The sequence below is a fragment of the Solibacillus sp. FSL K6-1126 genome, from assembly GCF_038003445.1.
GTDB classification, from domain to species: domain Bacteria; phylum Bacillota; class Bacilli; order Bacillales_A; family Planococcaceae; genus Solibacillus; species Solibacillus silvestris.
This window is the reverse complement of sequence record NZ_JBBOPD010000001.1, coordinates 2259560-2277232: the sequence shown is the minus strand read 5'-3', so window position 1 is coordinate 2277232 and position 17673 is coordinate 2259560. Positions and strand designations below refer to the sequence as shown.

The 17673-nt window shown below is 37.7% G+C and carries 23 protein-coding genes and 3 riboswitches; of the genes, 20 read left to right on the top strand and 3 right to left on the bottom strand.

What is annotated here, in order from left to right; genetic code table 11:
* The first annotated feature begins 9 nt into the window (after positions 1-9).
* The 6 genes from MHH44_RS11160 to MHH44_RS11135 all read left to right on the top strand — a co-directional run bounded on the left by MHH44_RS11160 (position 10) and on the right by MHH44_RS11135 (position 4879).
* A complete protein-coding gene (locus MHH44_RS11160) occupies positions 10-1341 on the top strand; it encodes a dehydrogenase (protein WP_340798584.1) in 1332 nt (443 codons plus the stop codon).
* Between the two features lie 83 nt (positions 1342-1424).
* Complete coding sequence (gene cbpA, locus MHH44_RS11155) at positions 1425-2066, top strand: cyclic di-AMP binding protein CbpA (protein WP_008403771.1); 642 nt, start codon at positions 1425-1427, stop codon at positions 2064-2066.
* Between the two features lie 157 nt (positions 2067-2223).
* On the top strand, positions 2224-2853 hold the full coding sequence (locus MHH44_RS11150; protein ID WP_008403770.1) for a hypothetical protein: 630 nt from the start codon (positions 2224-2226) through the stop codon (positions 2851-2853).
* A 116-nt stretch (positions 2854-2969) separates the two neighbouring features.
* Positions 2970-3347, top strand: coding sequence for a hypothetical protein (locus tag MHH44_RS11145; protein WP_008403769.1), 378 nt, complete (start codon positions 2970-2972; stop codon positions 3345-3347).
* 214 nt (positions 3348-3561) lie between these two features.
* On the top strand, positions 3562-4272 hold the full coding sequence (locus tag MHH44_RS11140) for a cytochrome c biogenesis CcdA family protein (protein ID WP_339261911.1): 711 nt from the start codon (positions 3562-3564) through the stop codon (positions 4270-4272).
* A 115-nt stretch (positions 4273-4387) separates the two neighbouring features.
* Entirely contained in the window at positions 4388-4879 is a 492-nt protein-coding gene (locus tag MHH44_RS11135) for a CcdC family protein (protein ID WP_340798583.1), read from the top strand.
* Positions 4880-4929: 50 nt separating this feature from the next.
* Here MHH44_RS11135 and MHH44_RS11130 read toward each other — a convergent pair whose 3' ends face one another.
* Positions 4930-5364 carry a DUF2621 domain-containing protein gene (locus MHH44_RS11130; RefSeq protein ID WP_008403766.1) on the bottom strand — a complete coding sequence of 145 codons (435 nt, stop codon included), beginning with the start codon at positions 5362-5364 and terminating at the stop codon, positions 4930-4932.
* Between the two features lie 164 nt (positions 5365-5528).
* On the opposite strand from MHH44_RS11130, the gene MHH44_RS11125 reads away from it, so the two are divergent.
* From MHH44_RS11125 to MHH44_RS11100, 6 genes are all read left to right on the top strand, one after another.
* On the top strand, positions 5529-5747 hold the full coding sequence (locus MHH44_RS11125; protein WP_008403764.1) for a DUF1659 domain-containing protein: 219 nt from the start codon (positions 5529-5531) through the stop codon (positions 5745-5747).
* A 31-nt stretch (positions 5748-5778) separates the two neighbouring features.
* Positions 5779-6000, top strand: coding sequence for a DUF2922 domain-containing protein (locus MHH44_RS11120; RefSeq protein ID WP_014823744.1), 222 nt, complete (start codon positions 5779-5781; stop codon positions 5998-6000).
* Positions 6001-6062: 62 nt separating this feature from the next.
* Entirely contained in the window at positions 6063-6203 is a 141-nt protein-coding gene (locus MHH44_RS11115; RefSeq protein WP_008403759.1) for a YvrJ family protein, read from the top strand.
* A 106-nt stretch (positions 6204-6309) separates the two neighbouring features.
* Entirely contained in the window at positions 6310-6921 is a 612-nt protein-coding gene (locus tag MHH44_RS11110) for an SCO family protein (RefSeq protein WP_340798582.1), read from the top strand.
* 361 nt (positions 6922-7282) lie between these two features.
* Positions 7283-7462: riboswitch (cobalamin riboswitch) on the top strand.
* A 163-nt stretch (positions 7463-7625) separates the two neighbouring features.
* Positions 7626-9896, top strand: coding sequence for a 5-methyltetrahydropteroyltriglutamate--homocysteine S-methyltransferase (gene metE / locus MHH44_RS11105; protein ID WP_340798581.1), 2271 nt, complete (start codon positions 7626-7628; stop codon positions 9894-9896).
* A 16-nt stretch (positions 9897-9912) separates the two neighbouring features.
* Positions 9913-10071 carry a hypothetical protein gene (locus tag MHH44_RS11100; RefSeq protein WP_340798580.1) on the top strand — a complete coding sequence of 53 codons (159 nt, stop codon included), beginning with the start codon at positions 9913-9915 and terminating at the stop codon, positions 10069-10071.
* A 94-nt stretch (positions 10072-10165) separates the two neighbouring features.
* On the opposite strand, the gene MHH44_RS11095 is transcribed toward MHH44_RS11100, so the two are convergent.
* The gene (locus MHH44_RS11095; RefSeq protein ID WP_008403751.1) at positions 10166-10369 is read right to left on the bottom strand and encodes a hypothetical protein; all 204 of its coding nucleotides are present in this window, start codon (positions 10367-10369) and stop codon (positions 10166-10168) included.
* 23 nt (positions 10370-10392) lie between these two features.
* On the bottom strand, positions 10393-11076 hold the full coding sequence (locus tag MHH44_RS11090) for a VC0807 family protein (protein WP_008403749.1): 684 nt from the start codon (positions 11074-11076) through the stop codon (positions 10393-10395).
* A gap of 319 nt (positions 11077-11395) precedes the next feature.
* Positions 11396-11533, top strand: a riboswitch (FMN riboswitch).
* Positions 11534-11633: 100 nt separating this feature from the next.
* Positions 11634-11767, top strand: a riboswitch (FMN riboswitch).
* A gap of 120 nt (positions 11768-11887) precedes the next feature.
* Between MHH44_RS11090 and ribE the strand changes: the two genes are divergently transcribed.
* The 8 genes from ribE to MHH44_RS11050 all read left to right on the top strand — a co-directional run bounded on the left by ribE (position 11888) and on the right by MHH44_RS11050 (position 17607).
* A complete protein-coding gene (ribE, locus tag MHH44_RS11085) occupies positions 11888-12523 on the top strand; it encodes a riboflavin synthase (protein ID WP_008403747.1) in 636 nt (211 codons plus the stop codon).
* Between the two features lie 14 nt (positions 12524-12537).
* Positions 12538-13149 (top strand): 3,4-dihydroxy-2-butanone-4-phosphate synthase, encoded by a 612-nt coding sequence (gene ribB, locus MHH44_RS11080; protein ID WP_339261904.1) that lies wholly within the window; start codon positions 12538-12540, stop codon positions 13147-13149.
* A 15-nt stretch (positions 13150-13164) separates the two neighbouring features.
* A complete protein-coding gene (ribH, locus tag MHH44_RS11075) occupies positions 13165-13629 on the top strand; it encodes a 6,7-dimethyl-8-ribityllumazine synthase (protein WP_008403743.1) in 465 nt (154 codons plus the stop codon).
* A 138-nt stretch (positions 13630-13767) separates the two neighbouring features.
* Positions 13768-14085, top strand: coding sequence for a PadR family transcriptional regulator (locus MHH44_RS11070; RefSeq protein ID WP_065215880.1), 318 nt, complete (start codon positions 13768-13770; stop codon positions 14083-14085).
* Entirely contained in the window at positions 14078-15277 is a 1200-nt protein-coding gene (locus MHH44_RS11065) for a DUF2812 domain-containing protein (protein WP_340798579.1), read from the top strand. The genes MHH44_RS11070 and MHH44_RS11065 overlap by 8 nt, the downstream gene beginning before the upstream one ends.
* Positions 15278-15452: 175 nt before the next feature.
* Positions 15453-16088, top strand: a complete 636-nt coding sequence (locus tag MHH44_RS11060) for a DUF2812 domain-containing protein (protein WP_340798578.1) — start codon at positions 15453-15455, stop codon at positions 16086-16088.
* A 47-nt stretch (positions 16089-16135) separates the two neighbouring features.
* A complete protein-coding gene (locus MHH44_RS11055) occupies positions 16136-16648 on the top strand; it encodes a hypothetical protein (protein ID WP_340798577.1) in 513 nt (170 codons plus the stop codon).
* 326 nt (positions 16649-16974) lie between these two features.
* Complete coding sequence (locus tag MHH44_RS11050; protein ID WP_008403733.1) at positions 16975-17607, top strand: LysE family translocator; 633 nt, start codon at positions 16975-16977, stop codon at positions 17605-17607.
* The last annotated feature ends 66 nt before the right edge of the window (positions 17608-17673 follow it).

Sequence of the window (17673 nt, the reverse complement as noted above, 5' to 3'; positions counted from 1 at the left end):
TATATAACGATGGGGGAGCAACTTAAAACATTGCAGCTTGACCATTATCGATCACAAACATTTACATCATTGGATGCACATTATGAGGCATATAGAGCAATGTTCACATCATTACTAGAAGAGGGGAACATTGAAAAGATGAGTGACTTTCTACGTTTTGACAGTGAACCTTTTGTTTTAGCTAATAGCAATCTAAAGATTTTACAGCTGTTGTTGGATCAGGAAGAGCATTTTAAAGAAGATCTTAAGGAGTGCTTAGCTCAACTTTATATAATTATTGGGCACTGCTATTATTTCAGCATTGAATTTGTTCAGGCAAAAAAATATTATAGACTTGCGAGCAGCCTAGCATTGGAAGATGAAAATTATGCATTGCTGTCACTTGCGATGAATAATTATTTTGCAACCCAAATGGACCAATTACCGAAAGAAATCTTTTGGGATATCAGCAAAATACCTGCTGTCTTTTTAAAGATGGGGAAGCCGGAAGATGATCGGTTCTTGCTTGTCCGTTTTATAACACATATTGAAATGTCATTGCAGCTTGGAAAAGTAGATTATGCAGAGAAGTTATTTAATGATTATTTTAAAGAGTATCCATTTGAAAAGTTTTCCCGAATCGATCTCCATGTGCGTGTCCTGAGAGGGAAAATTCTATTTGAAAATGGCCGATATGAATGTGCAATTGAAGTAATGCATAAAGTCCTCCTGCTTTCCATGAAAGCGAATAGCCATAAGGACTTAGTGCAAGAATGCTATAAATATATTACCCGTTCCTACAAGCTGATTAACGAAAAAATCCTCTTAAAAAAGATGGAGCAGTACCAGTCACGTTTTTACCGTAAAATTGAAACCGATAAACGCTATATGGAAAAATATATTAAAACATCCACGACGAACGATTTTGAACTGGATAAAAGCTTTATATCGCCATTACAGCAGTTTCATCTCACGGGTACATACCTATTGAACTCAGTGAAAGATGAGGGGTATACGCTCGTTCTAGTTGATTGTAAAGTGGTGGCGACTGAAAAAGAGAAGTTGAATGAAATTATTCATTTAATCAATGAAGAAATGATGAGAGTGATGAAAGATGTCATCATCACGAGTACACGCCTTGATGAATCGACAATCGGCTATATTATTCAGCTGTCTGAAAACTGTACCGATACACTATGTGCAAAGGTTTTCTATAAAATCCGTGAATCTTATCCGAAAAACAGCAGTGAACTAGAGGCCATCTATTTCGCCTCAGTAAATAATAAAGAAAATAGTTTAACTAGCTATCAAAAATGCCTGGATTTAGCGTATGCGTATATTTATTATGAAATTTACAAATAGGAAATACGAAATATTCCAAAAATTTCTTTCGTATTTGAATCACTACCATTAAAATAAGAGTAGTACATCAAGGAGGTAATGCCATGTTAGTTAAACAAAGGTATGTAAAGAAAAAAGATGTAAGCTATGTAAAAGAGACGGACCCGATTAAAGACGTGCTCGGTCAGTTAAATGATAATGGCTACAGATGCATCCCGGTATTGGATGAAGCAGGTGAAAAATTCGTCGGAAATATTTATAAAATCGAAGTGCTCGAATATAAATTAAAGGAAGGCGATATGAAAGCTCCGGTAAAAGCACTGACGGAAGAAGCAGATGCATTCGTCCACGAAAACAGTTCATTTTTTGAAGTATTCCATTCGATTAAACAGTTGCCTTATTTGGCGGTTGTTGATACGAAAGGGAACTTTGCCGGCATTTTACCTCATTCTAAAGTATTTGAGCTATTGGAAGAGGCGTGGGGATACCGAACAGGTAGCTGTGCCATTACAATTGCTTTGCCGGACACGGACGGAATTTTAATAAGAGTTCTGACGGCGGTCAAAAAGGTGTGGCCTCTGCATTGTGTGTTCTCGCTTGATGATGACACGACCTATTTACGTCGAGTAGTTATTACTCTGGCAAAAGGCGCGAAACAATCGACAGTGGACGAGCTAGAAGCCGCCATCTTAAAACAAGGGGCACGCATTATTGATTTGGAAGTATTTGATAAAGAAAATTTTTAATAGTAAAGCGTTTCGTTCAATAGAGCGAATCGCTTTTTTTTTGAGAGCAAGCAATGTTTAATTGTGTACTAATACAGAATTTGAAAAATAAAGAGGGTTTTAATCTTTTCTATCGAAATTTTATGTTAAAAGGGGATTCGTTGAAAGGGGAATATGAATGTTTATCCAAATAAATGAAGAAAAAATAGAGTTAACTAAAGTAGAGATAATTGTACTAGAACAGGGTATTGCCGACTTATTTGAGAGTTTTGATAAAAAAACGTTGGGCGAGCTTACGAAACAAAAGAAATACGAGCATTTAAAAGACTGTGTAAACAAACAGAAATATTTATTGGATTTGCCGGCAGGGGCTGCATTAAAATCTCTTAAAGATGAAGGCAACCCTATTTACAGACAGTTTTTAAATAATTACGGTGACCTGATCTACTCGCGCTTTGTTGTTAGTGGAGATGAGAATTTATTGAAACAGCAAGGCATTTATACGATTGTTGCAAACAATGAACTGAAATTTTGTGGTGTTTGCGCAAGAACTTTTAAAGAGCGTTTTAATCAGCATATTGGCAGCATATATGCAAAAGGTTGCTATCGGGATGGAACGTCTACACATTGCCATGTAAACGCAAAGATAACACAGCTTTTGCCGACGAGCGATGTGCATTTTGCAATATATCCAATGGAAAATGAAAAAGCAATGAATAAACTGAAAAATGCAATTGTGAAACGCTTCGAACCTGAATGGAATTTACGGTCCAACAGAGAAATTTTCGAATTATCTTCATCTTTTTAAAAAATTCTGCCTTAATCTTAAGAGATAAAGGCAGGATTTTTCAGTTTACTATATTTTTCCGGTTTCATTTTCGACAAAAAGCGGGAATAGTAAGTGAAAAAAGTAGGTGATTTATCATGCAGGCAGCATTAAAACATTACAGGCAAACACACAGTGAATATTTATGGCTGCATATTTTGGCAGCTGTCGTATTAGTATTTACATCCGTATTCTGGTTTGTACTCCCATACTTCATGATTCATTACGGAAAATATACGACAAACGTATTCCAACAATCTTTGTTGTTGATCGCATTGTATACCATTCCTTCCATTTTTATCACATTGCATTGCTGGTTTATTAACTTTAAGGCAGCTCTTCGATGGAAAAAAAGCTATCCTAAGGAATGTGTATGGCGCTGGTCGCTTAGGTTCCAATTTATTACGATTTCAATTGTGGTCCTGTTTACCTCGGTCATTTATTCCAGTCTTTTTATTATTGATATGATTCGATAATAAAACACGCCCTTCTTTTCTCAAATGTGCTAAAGTGTCAGTCCAATCATGCAGACAGAGCATTTATTTTTCAAACATTAGCGCGGCACTTTCGCACATTTACCTTTCAAATCAACCACAAAATGCTGTCAAAAAATTTTCATTTAAAAAAGCAAGTAATGTATGGGGAAATTTGGTACGATGAAGGTATCAATGTTAAGGAGAATGAAGCAGCATGAATTCAGATTTAAATATCCTTTTAGCGTTCGGTGCCGGGTTTTTAAGTTTTATTTCACCATGTACGCTACCGCTCTATCCTGCATTTTTGTCCTACATAACCGGTATGACACTCGATGAGCTGAAAGCCGAAAAAGGGATGATGCAAAAACGCGCAATTTTACATACTTTATTTTTCTTGCTTGGATTTTCGATTATATTTATCGCCATCGGATTTGGAACATCGTTAGCGAAAGATTTCTTTTTTCAATACCAGGACTTACTGCGTCAAATTGGAGCCATTTTAATTGTCGCATTCGGTTTAATGATTGTCGGTCTGCTGCAAATTGACTTTTTAATGAAAGACCGCAAATTCCAGTTCAAAAACCGACCATCCGGATATTTAGGTTCGGTGCTGATCGGTCTTGCTTTTGCAGCGGGATGGACTCCTTGTACAGGACCAATACTGGCAGCGATTATTACCCTTGGTGGAACGAATCCTGACTCGGCAATGTGGTATATGCTAGCATACTACTTAGGCTTTGCTATCCCATTCTTTACATTGTCATTCTTCATTTCACGAATGAACTGGATTCGCACACATAGCCAAAAAATCATAGTAGTTGGCGGCTATATTATGATTGCGGTCGGAATTTTATTGTTCTTTGACGGATTGACGTATATTATTAATCTTCTCTTGCCGATTTTCGATGGTTTTAAAGGATTCTGACAGTTCCCTGCTTAATAAGACCGTGCTATACTAAGGGAAGTAATATAAGGGAAAAAGGGTGCATGATTCGTATATACCAGATCTTTACACTCGTTCATGCAAGAGGAGGAATATGATGTTTGACAGTATACCTTCTCACTATTTATTAATTGGTTCGACGATTATGGCAGTCTTAATGGGCTCATTCGTAATGTTCATAAGACTACGTGCACAAAAAAAGCCGGTATCCAAAAAAAAAATACTCATCCCGCCTTTTGCGATGTCAACAGGTGCACTGATGTTTATTTTTGAGGAATTTCGTGTAGCGCCAATTCAAATAGTAGAAGCGGCCGCACTAGGCTTGTTATTTTCATCTGTATTAATCTTAACGTCGAAGTTTGAAGTGCGAGACGGCGCAATTTATATGAAGCAATCTAAAGCATTTCCATTCATATTAGTGGGATTACTTGTACTACGTATTATTTTGAAATTAATATTTGCCGATACATTTGATGTCGGTGAACTGGCCGGTATGTTCTTTATCTTGGCTTTCTCTATGATTTTACCGTGGCGAATCGGTATGCTTATTAAATATAAGAAGCTTGAAAAATCGCATATTGTCGCATAAAAAAGACTGTCTCTAAAAGTTTTATACTTTTAAAGACAGTCTTTTTCGTTTTACGTCTCAAATAAATGATCATAATTCGTCGTATCAATTCTCATTTCATCGAGCTTTTTACGTAAAAACTTATGGTCGCGCTTTGGCGAAGCGATAATATAGCCACGAATAATTAAGTCCAAGTCGATTTTTGTGGCACGTTCATTCAGGGCGATTTCACCGATTTTACCGGCAATCTTTTCTTTGGCAACTTGCCGGAATAACTCTGGTACAGGACTGACAAGCTCGGTAAGTAATTGTTTTTCATCTTCACCCCATAGATGAATTGTTTTATCTAAGTATATGTTTTGCCAATCTAAATCCGATTTACCATCCTGTTTCGGCAGGGCCTTCAAAAACTTGCGGAACATAAAAAAGCCGCCAATCCCCATAAGCGAAATCAATACTACAACCCAAAATAAAATAAACCATAAAAACCAGCCATCTAAGCCCACAATGTTCACCTCATTACTTAATATTGTCTACGAAATTTCTTCTACTAATCTATTGGTGATAAACCTCATTATTGTCTATTATATAAGTTTTTGTAATTTTTTTCATCGTCATTGTCCCTTTTTTCTGTAAATCATGACATATATAGGGCAAGGAGGTGAGAAACATGAATGAATTTGGATTTTTATCTGCGACGTTGACAGTTTATTATCAGACAGGGCTTGATGAATTTAATGAGCCAATGATTAAAAGTTCCACATTCCGTAACTTGGAAAGAAACGCAACAGCCCAGCAGCTATACACAGTTGGGACAACAATCGTCGGCTTAACAGATTACGATTATATCGAATCTGTGAAAACGCAGAAAGAAACGATTACAGCTTAATTAAGTGTAGTAAAGAAAAGGAGGAGAGCTTATGGCACAAGTTTTACAATTAACATTTGCCAACATTGCAGGAAGCACGATGACGATCAATATAAATGATCCGAAGCCGAATTTAACTGAGGCTGAAGTGAATGCAGCGATGCAAACAATTATTGATCAGGCGGTATTTTCGAAAGACGGATTTTTGTTCAATGTAAAAAAATCTGCGCGTATTGTTGAGCGTAATGTAACAGCAATTGAACTGATCAGCTAATAGCAAGGCCGGCGAAGTGTGATGCTTTGCCGGCTTCTTTAAATAAAAATGGAGGGATTATAATGGACCAGTGGATTGCCATTCTTCAGGAAGTAACGTTTCCGATCTTTATATCTTTTTATTTACTGTATCGGATAGAAACAAAACTTGAAGCGATTCATACAGCACTCGTATCATTACATCATCCTGCAGATAGAGCGTGAGAAACTCTTCACAATTTTGACACACGTCCTTTCTTCCAATAACTATTGAGAATATACTAAATATTGGGTAAGATGAGAGTAATGTTCAAAGAGTGGAGAGAGAGAAATGAAAACGAAAAACATAGTATTCGCACTTATGCTCTTGGCAGCAACTGTACTTACATCATGCAGCAATTATCAGTTTAAACCGACGACCAACTTTGAAATTAGCGAGTTTACGATGACCGATCACCGGAACAATGAAGTGACACTGGACAGCCTAAAAGGGGAACCATGGCTTGCAATGTTCATCTTCACAAGCTGTACAACAATTTGCTCGCCAATGACAATGAATATGACCCGTGTCCAGGATCATCTCGAGAAAAAAGGGCTGGAAGATTATAAAATTGTCGCGTTTTCCGTTGATCCGGACTACGACACACCGGCGCGTTTGACAGAATATTTATCGCGCCATACACCAGTAGATGAATCAAAATGGCATATGCTGACAGGATACGATCAAAAATTTATTGAGCAGTTTGGCAGAAACTCATTTAAAACACCTGTCCAGTCGATTGAAGGGAACGATCAAGTTATCCATGCCGATACATTTTTCCTAGTGGATGAAAAAGGAATCGCCGTGAAAAACTATTCAGGCTATGGCACTGGCGAAGATGGTGTTCCATATGAAACGATTGCGAGTGATATGGAAGCACTCATTGACGAACGTCTAAAGTAATAGTGAAATGAAAGATTAACTTGCGAAAAAAGTGTAGCTGCTTTTTAAGCAAGTTTTTTTATGGAGTTTACTGCGGGCTTTTCTAATAAATATAAAAATGTGCTAATAAATCCACCGATTTTCTAATAAGTTGCTGATTTTCTAATAAAGGAGCAGGATATGCTAATATCAGTTCCAGATTAGCTAATAAGTATGTCAACTTTTCTAAAATCATCCGCAGAAGTGCTAAAATAAACAAATTTCTTCTAATAAAAAGCACACAGCATCCACTGAAATTATTTCAACCCCGCATATCTTTAATATGGTCGCAAAATAAAAAGAATTTTCAAAACTAGAATTCTATGATATAGTATACGAAATTACATACTGTGTAAGTTACGGTGCTTGTGAGAACAAGCTTAAAAGGGAAACCAGTGAAAGTCTGGTGCTGTCCCGCAACTGTAAATCGGAGTTCGTGATATTCAACCACTGTCTATTGATGGGAAGGGTCACAAGAACGTTGATGATGAGCCAGGAGACCTGCCGGAAACTAGTACACGCCAATACCTACGTGGAAATAGGTGGTGATTTTGTGCGAAAGTGAGACAGAACTCCTTTGATTATGCAAAGGTTTTTATTGTCAATCTCTTAAACATTCACACCCCTCTTTCATTTTGAAAGAGGGGTTTTGGTTTTTATGTAACAAATTTAAGGAGGAATTGTTTATGAAAACAGCAGTAATTGGCTATCCGTATATTGGACAAAATCGTGAATGGAAACGTATAACAGAGGCGTTTTGGAAAGAACAATTGTCTTTGGAATCCTATGAACAGGAAATGAAAAACTTACGACTTGCCCAACTCCATCAACAGCAGAATTTAGGGCTGGATGTTTTAACGGTAGGAGATTTTACATACTATGACCGTATGCTTGACTTAGCCGTTATGTTTAATATGATTCCATCTAGATACGACCATCTATCATTGCAGCATCATTTAACAGCCTATTTTGCAATGGCGCGCGGTGCTGAAAATGTGGTGGCAAGTGAAATGACGAAATGGTTCAACACAAATTATCACTATATTGTACCGGAATACGAAGGACAGCAACTGGCATTGCAACACAATGTTTACGCGCAATATATTCAGGAGGCAATCGAAGCATTCGGCATGACCCCTCGTGTGACTATTATCGGTCCATTTACATTTTATAAACTGACGAAAGGTATAGATCACGAACAAAAACAACACTATATTCAGCAGCTGGTAATGGTATATAAAGAGTTGCTTCAGTCGTTGGAAGCAAGTGGTGCAACGTCGATCCAGCTTGAAGAACCAAGCCTTACAAAAGACCTTACGTCCGAAGATATAGCATTAGTTCAACATTTCTATCATCAAATATTAAAAGGACTGACAGTTGAAACGATCTGCGCAACTTATTTTGAAGCGTTATCCGACTATCAAACAATGATTAATTTGCCTGTAGATGGCTTTGGACTGGACTTTGTTCATGGGAAAAATGAAAATCTAGCAGCGTTAAAGAAGTTTGGTTTCCCAAAAGATAAAGTTCTATTTGCAGGTATTATTAATGGTCGGGACATATGGAGAGCCGAGCTGCAGAAGCAGTTGGAACTAGTAGCGGAAATACGTTCCTATGTACCATTTTCACCAATACATCTACAAACATCATGCAGTCTTCAGCATGTGCCAGTTACAACAGCAGGAGAAAACGGGATTGTACCAGAGCTGCTAAATGCTTTGGCATTTGCCAATGAAAAAATAACGGAATTGCAAATGATCAAAGGGAAAATACTTCAGCAGGAAGTTCTTCATATCCAGGCTTTTTTAGATAGCGAAAAAGCAATCCGAACATTGGCACTGCATGAATCAAGACAAAAGAAAGCAGTACATGCACAAGTAAACGCATTAACACCGGAAGCATTTAAACGAACTGATGACTACGACAAGCGTAGTAAGCTACAACGTGCCTTTTTACAGTTACCAGACTATCCGACAACAACAATCGGGAGTTTCCCGCAATCCTCACAAGTTAAGAAAAACCGTAGTTTATGGCGAAAAGGGGAAATTACAACAACCGAGTATGAAGCATTCAACGCGAACGAAACCGCACGTTGGATTACCATTCAGGAGCAACTTGGCCTTGATGTCCTTGTTCATGGTGAATTCGAGCGAACTGACATGGTCGAATTTTTTGGTGAAAAATTAAATGGCTTTGCTTTTACGACAAATGGATGGGTAGTTTCATACGGATCACGTTGTGTAAAACCCCCAATTATATACGGAGATGTTGAATGGATAGAACCGATGACAGTAAAGGAAGTAAGTGCGGCACAATCACTTACGGAAAAACCTGTAAAAGGGATGTTGACGGGACCCGTTACAATATTGAACTGGTCATTTGTAAGAAATGATTTAGCTCGCTCAGAAGTTGCTTATCAAATCGGCCTGGCACTAAGAGAAGAAGTAAGAGCACTTGAAAATGCGGGAATCAATATTATTCAAGTAGATGAACCTGCATTGAAAGAAGGCTTGCCGATCCGTAAAAGTCTGCATAAGGCTTATATCGATGCAAGTGTAGATGCGTTTAAATTAGCGACAAGCGGTGTGCGTGAAACGACCCAGATTCATACACATATGTGTTATTGTGAATTCAACGATTTTTTAGATGTAATAGAATCATTGGATGCGGATGTGATTTCAATTGAAACGTCACGAAGCCACGGAGAACTCATAAAAGTACTAAAAGAAACACCATACAAACTAGGAATTGGTTTAGGTGTATATGATATTCATAGCCCGCGTATTCCAACTGTGGAAGGAATGGCAGCCATTATTGAAAAAGGTAAAAAAGTAATCGCAAAAGAACAATTTTGGATCAATCCCGATTGTGGCCTGAAAACTCGTACGGAACAAGAGACGATTGCATCATTAAAAAATATGGTGGCCGCAAAAGAGCGACTAAAACAGTTGAATTAATGAAGGGGCGGTTACTATGAATCAAATGAAAACAAATTACAGCCCCGTGTTTTTGACGGCTATAATGAATGGCTTTACAGGAAGTTATACAAAAAAGCTTAAAGAGTTGCGTGATGAATTGATGGCGACATATCCAGCGGATGCAAAGGAGATACAAAAGCATATTATTCAGTAAAAGCAGAGGTAGTTGGAAGATGTAATTTTTTGTAATATAGAAAATGAGAGGCCCATTGCGGTTGCAATGGGCTTTTAGTAAGTGGAAGTCTAAATTAAAATGTTCCTTTAAATTTCTCGGGCTTTACGACATAGCCCTCAATGATAAATCCACAATGTGTACATATAATGTATTCGATATTGCAACCCAAACTCAATTTATTAACAGGGGCCATAACACTGTAGCCGCTATGTTTTCCTCTACCTAATTCCGTGCCGCCGCATTTTGGACATTCTTTTACATTTGCTGTGTTCTTCATCACCATCATCCTTTCACAAAAAATTACTTCGCCATAACTTCAGGTTCCGGCAGCTTTTCATCATTTTTTTCCTGTACCCTGTTCGTGTAATTTTGCACGATTACATTAATGTAGAAGAACATACCCATTACTATGCCGGAAAACAGCCAGCTTGCTATACGTTTATAAATCAGCATATCCCCATAGCTGTCAATTCCGTATTTCTGTAGCAGAAAGACCGTAATTCCTGCCATAACAAGTCCTCGAATAATGAAAACAATCTGGATCAGCTGAAACCATTCGAAAATCCCTTTTTGAAAGAACAAAGCTTTACTGTCCTTTCGTGCATAGCCTTGCAAATATGCAAAATCAATTGCAACATACAAAGGAAAAGGCTTTTTTATAATAAATAAAATTACATAGAGAAATGTGTAAAAAAGACCTAAATAAACATTATTCCAAATCATTTGCTCCGCTGAACCTGACAATAAATCTACTGTAGTACCTATAAGCATCGAGCCTAAAATAAACAAGCCCGTCACATTAAACTGCCGATCCTTAGCAAAGCGGTAAACAGTATAAATTATCCCGGGAACAGTGGACAGCAGCATCGCAGCATAGTCACCAAAAGGCTCTCGGCCAAACTTCCATATTGCATAGGGTAAAGCTGCATAAAACAGTAGTTCTAAAAAGATAAGATATTTATTCGACTGTGAATTATTCGCCATAAAAGCCTCCATTATCGTTAAAAAGGTATTTGTTTTTTTTATATTACTGAAGATTATCCGACACTATATTTTATACAAATTAAAACTTAAAAAAAGCAACCAAGCAAATGAGAGACAATTAAAATCAGCTTGCAATAAGTCCTTTCTATTTTCTGTGATATTATGTATATTCTTCTACGTATTACCATGAGTAAAGTTTCAAAATATTAATTTGATAGAGGGGTAGATGTAAAAAGATTGAGGGAACAAAAAGTAAGTAAGTGCTAAAATACTATTAGCTTTTTAATTTATTTATGTTACAATAACTTTCAAATAAAATAATTTCCTTCGGGGTCGGGTGAAATTCCCAATCGACGGTGATGAGTTAATCTCTAAGCCCGTGAGCCACTTTTTTGTGTGCAGGATTTTGGTGCAAATCCAAAGCCGACAGTTATAGTCTGGATGGGAGAAGGAATGGTAACACATTTTTAAAATTTTTTGATTTTTAATGTGGTTTTTTGCTATACACTTTTCCTGTCGCGCCTTGTGACGGGATTTTTTTATTTCCATTGAAAAATAATTTCCTTCGGGGTCGGGTGAAATTCCCAATCGACGGTGATGAGTAATCTCTAAGCCCGTGAGCCACTTTTGTGTGCAGGATTTGGTGCAAGTCCAAAGCCGACAGTTATAGTCTGGATGGGAGAAGGAAGCAATGTCAGCAGTTTTTTGAAAATTATCTTCAAAAAGCTTATTTGATGATGCTCAATTTTCCTCTCATCGAACTCCGACTTCAATCGGGGTTCTTTTTTATTATTAAAAAGAGGTGAGCAGGATGTTTACAGGAATCATTGAAGAACTTGGAACGGTTGAAACGATCAGCCAGTCCACACAAGCGATGGAACTAGCCATTCGCGCAAGCAAAATTTTAGAGGATGTCCAACTCGGGGACAGTATTGCCGTTAACGGTGTCTGTTTGACCGTAAAGCATTTCTCGCCAACCGTATTTTTGGCGGATGTTATGCCGGAAACCGTCAAAGCAACCAGCCTCCAGCAATTAGCAGCAGGTAAGCCTGTCAATTTGGAACGGGCAATGTCGGCGAATGGTCGTTTCGGGGGGCATATTGTATCGGGCCACGTGGATGGGATAGCGACAATTCAACGGAAAAGACCGGTCGCCAATGCAGTTTATATTGATTTGGCAATGGAAAAGCATTTGATTGCAGAATGCATCAAGAAAGGCTCGATTACAGTAGACGGCACGAGTTTAACGATTTTTGAGGTGACAGACACATTCATTACCATTTCCTTAATCCCTCATACGTATGAGCAGACTGTACTAGGCTATAAAAAGCCAGGAGATGTTGTGAACATTGAAACAGATCTAATCGGAAAATATGTAAAAAAACATTTACAAAATCAAACGGGAAGTACGATTACAATGGACTTTTTGCAACGTACCGGATTTTAAAGGAGTGGTGATAAATGAATACGATTGAAGAAGCAATTCAGGCATTGAAAAACGGTGAGATTATTATTGTGTCAGATGACGAGAACCGTGAAAATGAAGGGGATTTTCTTGTGTTAGGAGAATTCGCTACACCGGAAAATATTAATTTTATGGCGCTTTATGGAAGAGGGTTAATTTGTACACCAATTTCATCTGCAATTGCAGAAAAGCTTTCCCTTCATCCAATGGTGCAAAGCAATACCGATACATATCAAACGGCTTTTACGATTAGTATCGATCATATCCATACAACGACAGGTATAAGTGCATTTGAGCGTTCTAAAACGATGTTAGCATTGCTGGATCCAGCAACAGAACCGGGGCATTTTCATCGTCCGGGCCATGTATTCCCCCTCATTGCAAAACAGGGGGGCGTGTTGGAACGTCGAGGGCATACGGAAGCAGGCGTTGACCTGGCAAAGCTTTGCGGTTCGAATGAAGTCGCGGTCATCTGTGAAATTATGAACGAAGATGGTTCAATGGCCCGCTTGCCGCAGCTCGAAAAGCTAGCGCAAAAACATAAACTGAAATTTATTACAATCGAAGACTTAGTTCAATATATAAAATTAACTACCGTATCGGTATAAAAAGGAGCAATTAAAATGGGAAAAACATTTGAAGCACAATTAGTCGGAACAGATTTGAAAATCGGAATTGTCGTTGGGCGATTCAATGAATTTATTAATGATAAGTTATTAAGCGGTGCACTGGATGGTTTAAAACGTCACGGTGTTGACGAAGCAAACATTGATACAGCATGGGTGCCAGGTGCTTTTGAAGTACCGTTTGTTGCAAAAAAAATGGCTGAAACAAATAATTATGATGCAGTAATCGGTTTAGGTACGGTCATTCGCGGATCAACTACACATTACGACTATGTATGTAACGAAGCAGCAAAAGGAATTGCCAAAGCAGGCTTGGATACAGGGGTTCCGGTAATTTTCGGTATTGTCACAACAGAAAATATCGAACAGGCGATTGAACGCGCTGGTACAAAAGCGGGTAATAAAGGCTACGACAGCGCAATGTCCGCTATTGAAATGGCAAACTTGAATAAGATGTTTTAAGAATGCTTAGTGCTGACCACTCCAACATGTTGGAGTGGTTTTTCGTTTTCTTTTAATAACAAGTTTACAAATTATTCCCTGTCATTTACTATTATGTCAGACGATATATCGCATGACATAATAGTTGGAGGAATGAATATGTCTTATAATGGCGGGCCAATGACTGAAGCAATGTACTACGTATTATTGGCGTTAATGCGTCCAAATCATGGCTATCAATTAATGCAGTCCATTACAGAAGTATCAAAAGGCCGTTTAACAATGGGGCCCGGAACGTTATATGGTGTCCTATCACGAATGCAAAAAGACGGATTAATCGCTTTGGCAAAAGACGATGGGCGGCGAAAAATATATGAAATTACGAAAGAAGGCGAGCATGCATTAAGAATAGAATATGCTCGTCTAAAATCTCTGATTTTCGACAGCAGTATATTAGAGGAGGGAAACGATGACTAAAATGGTGCGCAAAATCAGACCAACCAACTACTGGCGAATCGGAGAACACGAAAGCTGGTTTTCGGATATGTCGTTACAGGGGCTCCACCTTCATAAAATGGGAACAAATTTAGCCCATTTTAAAAAAGGTGACCCGAAGCGAATTGAATACCGGATTGAAGTGACAGATAGGAAATTAATTACCTATGAGCAAATTGATCTGTACGAGGAAAACGGCTGGAAATATGTCACAAGCTATCAATGGTTTCATGTTTTCTCTTCACTAACTGAAAACAATGCACCCGAAATCCATACAGATTCTGCAGAACAGGCATTTACATTACAGCGGCTAAGTAAAAAACTCGTATTTAATTTAGTATGGATTTCTCTTGTAGTGGCCCTGATTCTAGGTATGCTTTTGGCAATGTGGTTTTTGGATGGAGCACCTGTATTACGTTTAGTTGAAGGATATGTCGTACAGCAAAGTATCCTTACTCTCGTCTATATTCACTATGTTTTTTACGCCATAAGAGCTTTATTGGCGATTAAAGAATTGAAAAAAAGTTTAAATGAAGGCAAAGCCATCAACCATCATGCCCCTTGGAAAAAAAGTTTGCGAAAAAATGGTGTATTTTCGGTTGTCTTTATAGGGATTATTCTCGTAAGCGGCTTAATTATGCCACTTTACCAATTAAAAAAAATGGATAACTATACACTTCCAAAGAATGATGAAAACTTGCCGTTTGTTCGTTTAGCCGATATCGAACAAAATCCACAGCTAATCCGGGATGAATATTATACAGATGAAATCGATTGGGCAAACCGTTATTCAACAAATTGGAGTATCTTTGCACCCGTTCAGTTTGAGACCGACGAAAGTGGAATAATTAAGGATGAAATGTGGTTAGATAAAAGTGGTACATACTCACCGAGCGTTTCTACTGAAATATACAATTTAACATTTCAGGCGTTCGCTAAACCATTGCTGTCTGACTTGATGGAGTGGCATACATACGGAGATGAAAGGGAAAGTTTCATAGAAAGGAAACACCCTGGCTTTGATCACCTTATTACTCGCGAGGATGAAGAATGGAAACAATTAGTTGCATCAAAAGATAAGGTGGTAATGTATATACGTTATTACGGATATGCAGAGCTGGATGTTCTAGTGGAGAATGCAGCTCAGAAAATATTGCTGCTTGCGGATAGTTAGTTCCAAGCGGTGTAAAAGGCAATCTTACATGGGTAGGGTTGCCTTTTTGCTGTGAAAAATTTCAATTTTTTTATTTCGTCAGGGAGTGCTGAAATAGATTCCAGGTCCTTATTTTTTATTTACAAACAATCCCTTCTATTCTATTGTTAGGTAAGACTTACAAGGAGGTAGAGCGATGGCAGAAATAGTACTTAGAATAAGACCAAGGCAGTATTGGCGTATGAAGGAACATGAAAGCTGGTTTTCAGATATGTCCGAGCAAGGGCTGCATTTTTATGAGATTGGCACATATATTGCCAAGTTTAAAAAAGGTGATCGTAAAAGAATGGATTACCGACTGGAACTGGCAAAAAGCAAATATATATCGAGTGAAAAAATTCGGTTATACGAAGAAAGCGGCTGGGACTATATTGCGAGTGACCGCAATTTTCACGTATTTGCAGCACCGACTGAACGTAAAGCAAATGAACCTCCAATAAATCGAGAAGAGCAAATCTCAATAGCAAAAAAAGCTTTTAATAAAACAATATTTAATTTTATAGTTAATTTAATTGCAATTATTGTAATCACTACGGTCTTCGTCAAATCTTTCGAAAACGGAAATATTTCTGTTTTGCAACTGATAGATGGATATACACTTGCTCCATTGTTAGTATTATTCGTTAATTTTATACAAATACTTCCGATAGGTAAAAGCTTATTTGGAATCAATCGTTTGCATAATGAACTTAAGGCTGGGATATTAGACAATCAACAAAAACCATGGGAAAACTTTTACCGGTCAGGTATTGTCTACAGTTTCATATATTAGTAATTACATTAACTCTTGTGTTTATACCGATTTACCAAATATGGAGTATGAAAACAACCCCTTTACCAGAAGAAGATACAGGGCTGCCAATTGTCCGACTTGCTTCAATTGAAAATCAGCCGCATCTTAAAAGGAAGCCATTTTACTTCGAAGGCGAGGATTTGGGAAGCACCTACTCATCACAGTGGAATATTTTTGCTTCTGTCCAATATGATTCAACAGAAATGGGCGTTATTCAGGAAGGGGAATGGTACGATCCAAATCATGCATATCAACCATCAATCTCATCGGAAGTTTATAAGCTACGTTTCAATTCCCATGTTAGCTCACTAGTTAATGAGTTAATAATCAAGCATACATATGGAAGTGATCCTGCAAGTTTTAAAGAAAGAAAACACACAGCTTTTGATCGTCTGCTGATTAGGGATAATTCTTTTCATAAAGATTTTCTTTTTGTAAGGGGTCGGACCGTGATGTATATCAATTATAGGGGTCAGGTTAAAGATGATGTAATCATAGAGAAAGCTGCTGAGAAAACGGCATTACTTGCTGACGATTGAAGGAGTCGCTAGTAATATTCTAATAAACATTTAAATCATCTAATATCAAGTTGACATCTTCTAATAAGTTACCGATTTTCTAATATATAAGACAATTGTTCTAATAATGCTTTTAGATGTTCAAATAAACATTCGGAAAATGCTAATAACCTGTTGAAGTTTTCTAATAAATATAAAATTCTTCTAATAAAATCAGTCACCGGTCATATCATTAGAAGGCATAGAAGTAAAGCCATACTAACAATCCATAAAACTGAAAATCCTCTAGCCTCATTCGGATGAATTATGTTAACATATTTAAAAATTCAGAAAATGAAGGTGATTAAATGGAGAATGTTCTGTTCTTTATAATTGCGTGTATACTGCTCATTATTTTACCGGGTCCTGATACAGCGATCGTTACGAAAAATACGATTGTTAACGGACAAAAGGGGGGTTTTCAAACGATGGTCGGTTCTTGTGCGGGATTAACCGTCCATACTATTGCAGCCGTTGCAGGGCTATCGGCGATAATTGTAAAGTCTGCCGTAGCATTTACAGTACTGAAATACGTCGGAGCAGCCTACTTATGCTACTTAGGCGTAAAAACATTGATGAGCATGCGTTCGAAAAAGGCAGATACGGAGGAAATGACGGACATTCCCGAAATTGAAGCAAAAGGCAATTCTTATTTTAAACAGGGTCTCATTACTAATATCACAAACCCTAAAGTAGCGGTTTTCTTCCTTACGTTTTTGCCGCAATTCCTAGCAAAAGATACAGAACCGTTTTGGCCGTTTCTGACGATGGGCATCATCTATATCGTCTTAACATTTGTCTGGTTTGCGCTCTATGTATTTTTACTGAACAAAATTCGCAATTTCATGAAAAAACCTGCTACACAATCTGTAATCGAAACGTTGACGGGTGCTGTACTAATCGGATTTGGCATCAAGCTTGCATTTGAAAAACAAATGTAACAGTTAACTATGCGCAATTCACATTAAAAACACAATAGCTTATTCACCGCTTATTCTTTTTTAAAA

Bases quoted from the DNA above. Each gene is read 5' to 3' on its own strand.
- MHH44_RS11160 (WP_340798584.1), top strand. From the start codon at position 10: ATGGGGGAGCAACTTAAAACATTGCAGCTTGACCATTATCGATCACAA.
- cbpA (WP_008403771.1), top strand. From the start codon at position 1,425: ATGTTAGTTAAACAAAGGTATGTAAAGAAAAAAGATGTAAGCTATGTA.
- MHH44_RS11150 (WP_008403770.1), top strand. From the start codon at position 2,224: ATGTTTATCCAAATAAATGAAGAAAAAATAGAGTTAACTAAAGTAGAG.
- MHH44_RS11145 (WP_008403769.1), top strand. From the start codon at position 2,970: ATGCAGGCAGCATTAAAACATTACAGGCAAACACACAGTGAATATTTA.
- MHH44_RS11140 (WP_339261911.1), top strand. From the start codon at position 3,562: ATGAATTCAGATTTAAATATCCTTTTAGCGTTCGGTGCCGGGTTTTTA.
- MHH44_RS11135 (WP_340798583.1), top strand. From the start codon at position 4,388: ATGTTTGACAGTATACCTTCTCACTATTTATTAATTGGTTCGACGATT.
- MHH44_RS11125 (WP_008403764.1), top strand. From the start codon at position 5,529: ATGAATGAATTTGGATTTTTATCTGCGACGTTGACAGTTTATTATCAG.
- MHH44_RS11120 (WP_014823744.1), top strand. From the start codon at position 5,779: ATGGCACAAGTTTTACAATTAACATTTGCCAACATTGCAGGAAGCACG.
- MHH44_RS11115 (WP_008403759.1), top strand. From the start codon at position 6,063: ATGGACCAGTGGATTGCCATTCTTCAGGAAGTAACGTTTCCGATCTTT.
- MHH44_RS11110 (WP_340798582.1), top strand. From the start codon at position 6,310: ATGAAAACGAAAAACATAGTATTCGCACTTATGCTCTTGGCAGCAACT.
- metE (WP_340798581.1), top strand. From the start codon at position 7,626: ATGAAAACAGCAGTAATTGGCTATCCGTATATTGGACAAAATCGTGAA.
- MHH44_RS11100 (WP_340798580.1), top strand. From the start codon at position 9,913: ATGAATCAAATGAAAACAAATTACAGCCCCGTGTTTTTGACGGCTATA.
- MHH44_RS11095 (WP_008403751.1), bottom strand. From the start codon at position 10,369: ATGAAGAACACAGCAAATGTAAAAGAATGTCCAAAATGCGGCGGCACG.
- MHH44_RS11090 (WP_008403749.1), bottom strand. From the start codon at position 11,076: ATGGCGAATAATTCACAGTCGAATAAATATCTTATCTTTTTAGAACTA.
- ribE (WP_008403747.1), top strand. From the start codon at position 11,888: ATGTTTACAGGAATCATTGAAGAACTTGGAACGGTTGAAACGATCAGC.
- ribB (WP_339261904.1), top strand. From the start codon at position 12,538: ATGAATACGATTGAAGAAGCAATTCAGGCATTGAAAAACGGTGAGATT.
- ribH (WP_008403743.1), top strand. From the start codon at position 13,165: ATGGGAAAAACATTTGAAGCACAATTAGTCGGAACAGATTTGAAAATC.
- MHH44_RS11070 (WP_065215880.1), top strand. From the start codon at position 13,768: ATGTCTTATAATGGCGGGCCAATGACTGAAGCAATGTACTACGTATTA.
- MHH44_RS11065 (WP_340798579.1), top strand. From the start codon at position 14,078: ATGACTAAAATGGTGCGCAAAATCAGACCAACCAACTACTGGCGAATC.
- MHH44_RS11060 (WP_340798578.1), top strand. From the start codon at position 15,453: ATGGCAGAAATAGTACTTAGAATAAGACCAAGGCAGTATTGGCGTATG.
- MHH44_RS11055 (WP_340798577.1), top strand. From the start codon at position 16,136: ATGAAAACAACCCCTTTACCAGAAGAAGATACAGGGCTGCCAATTGTC.
- MHH44_RS11050 (WP_008403733.1), top strand. From the start codon at position 16,975: ATGGAGAATGTTCTGTTCTTTATAATTGCGTGTATACTGCTCATTATT.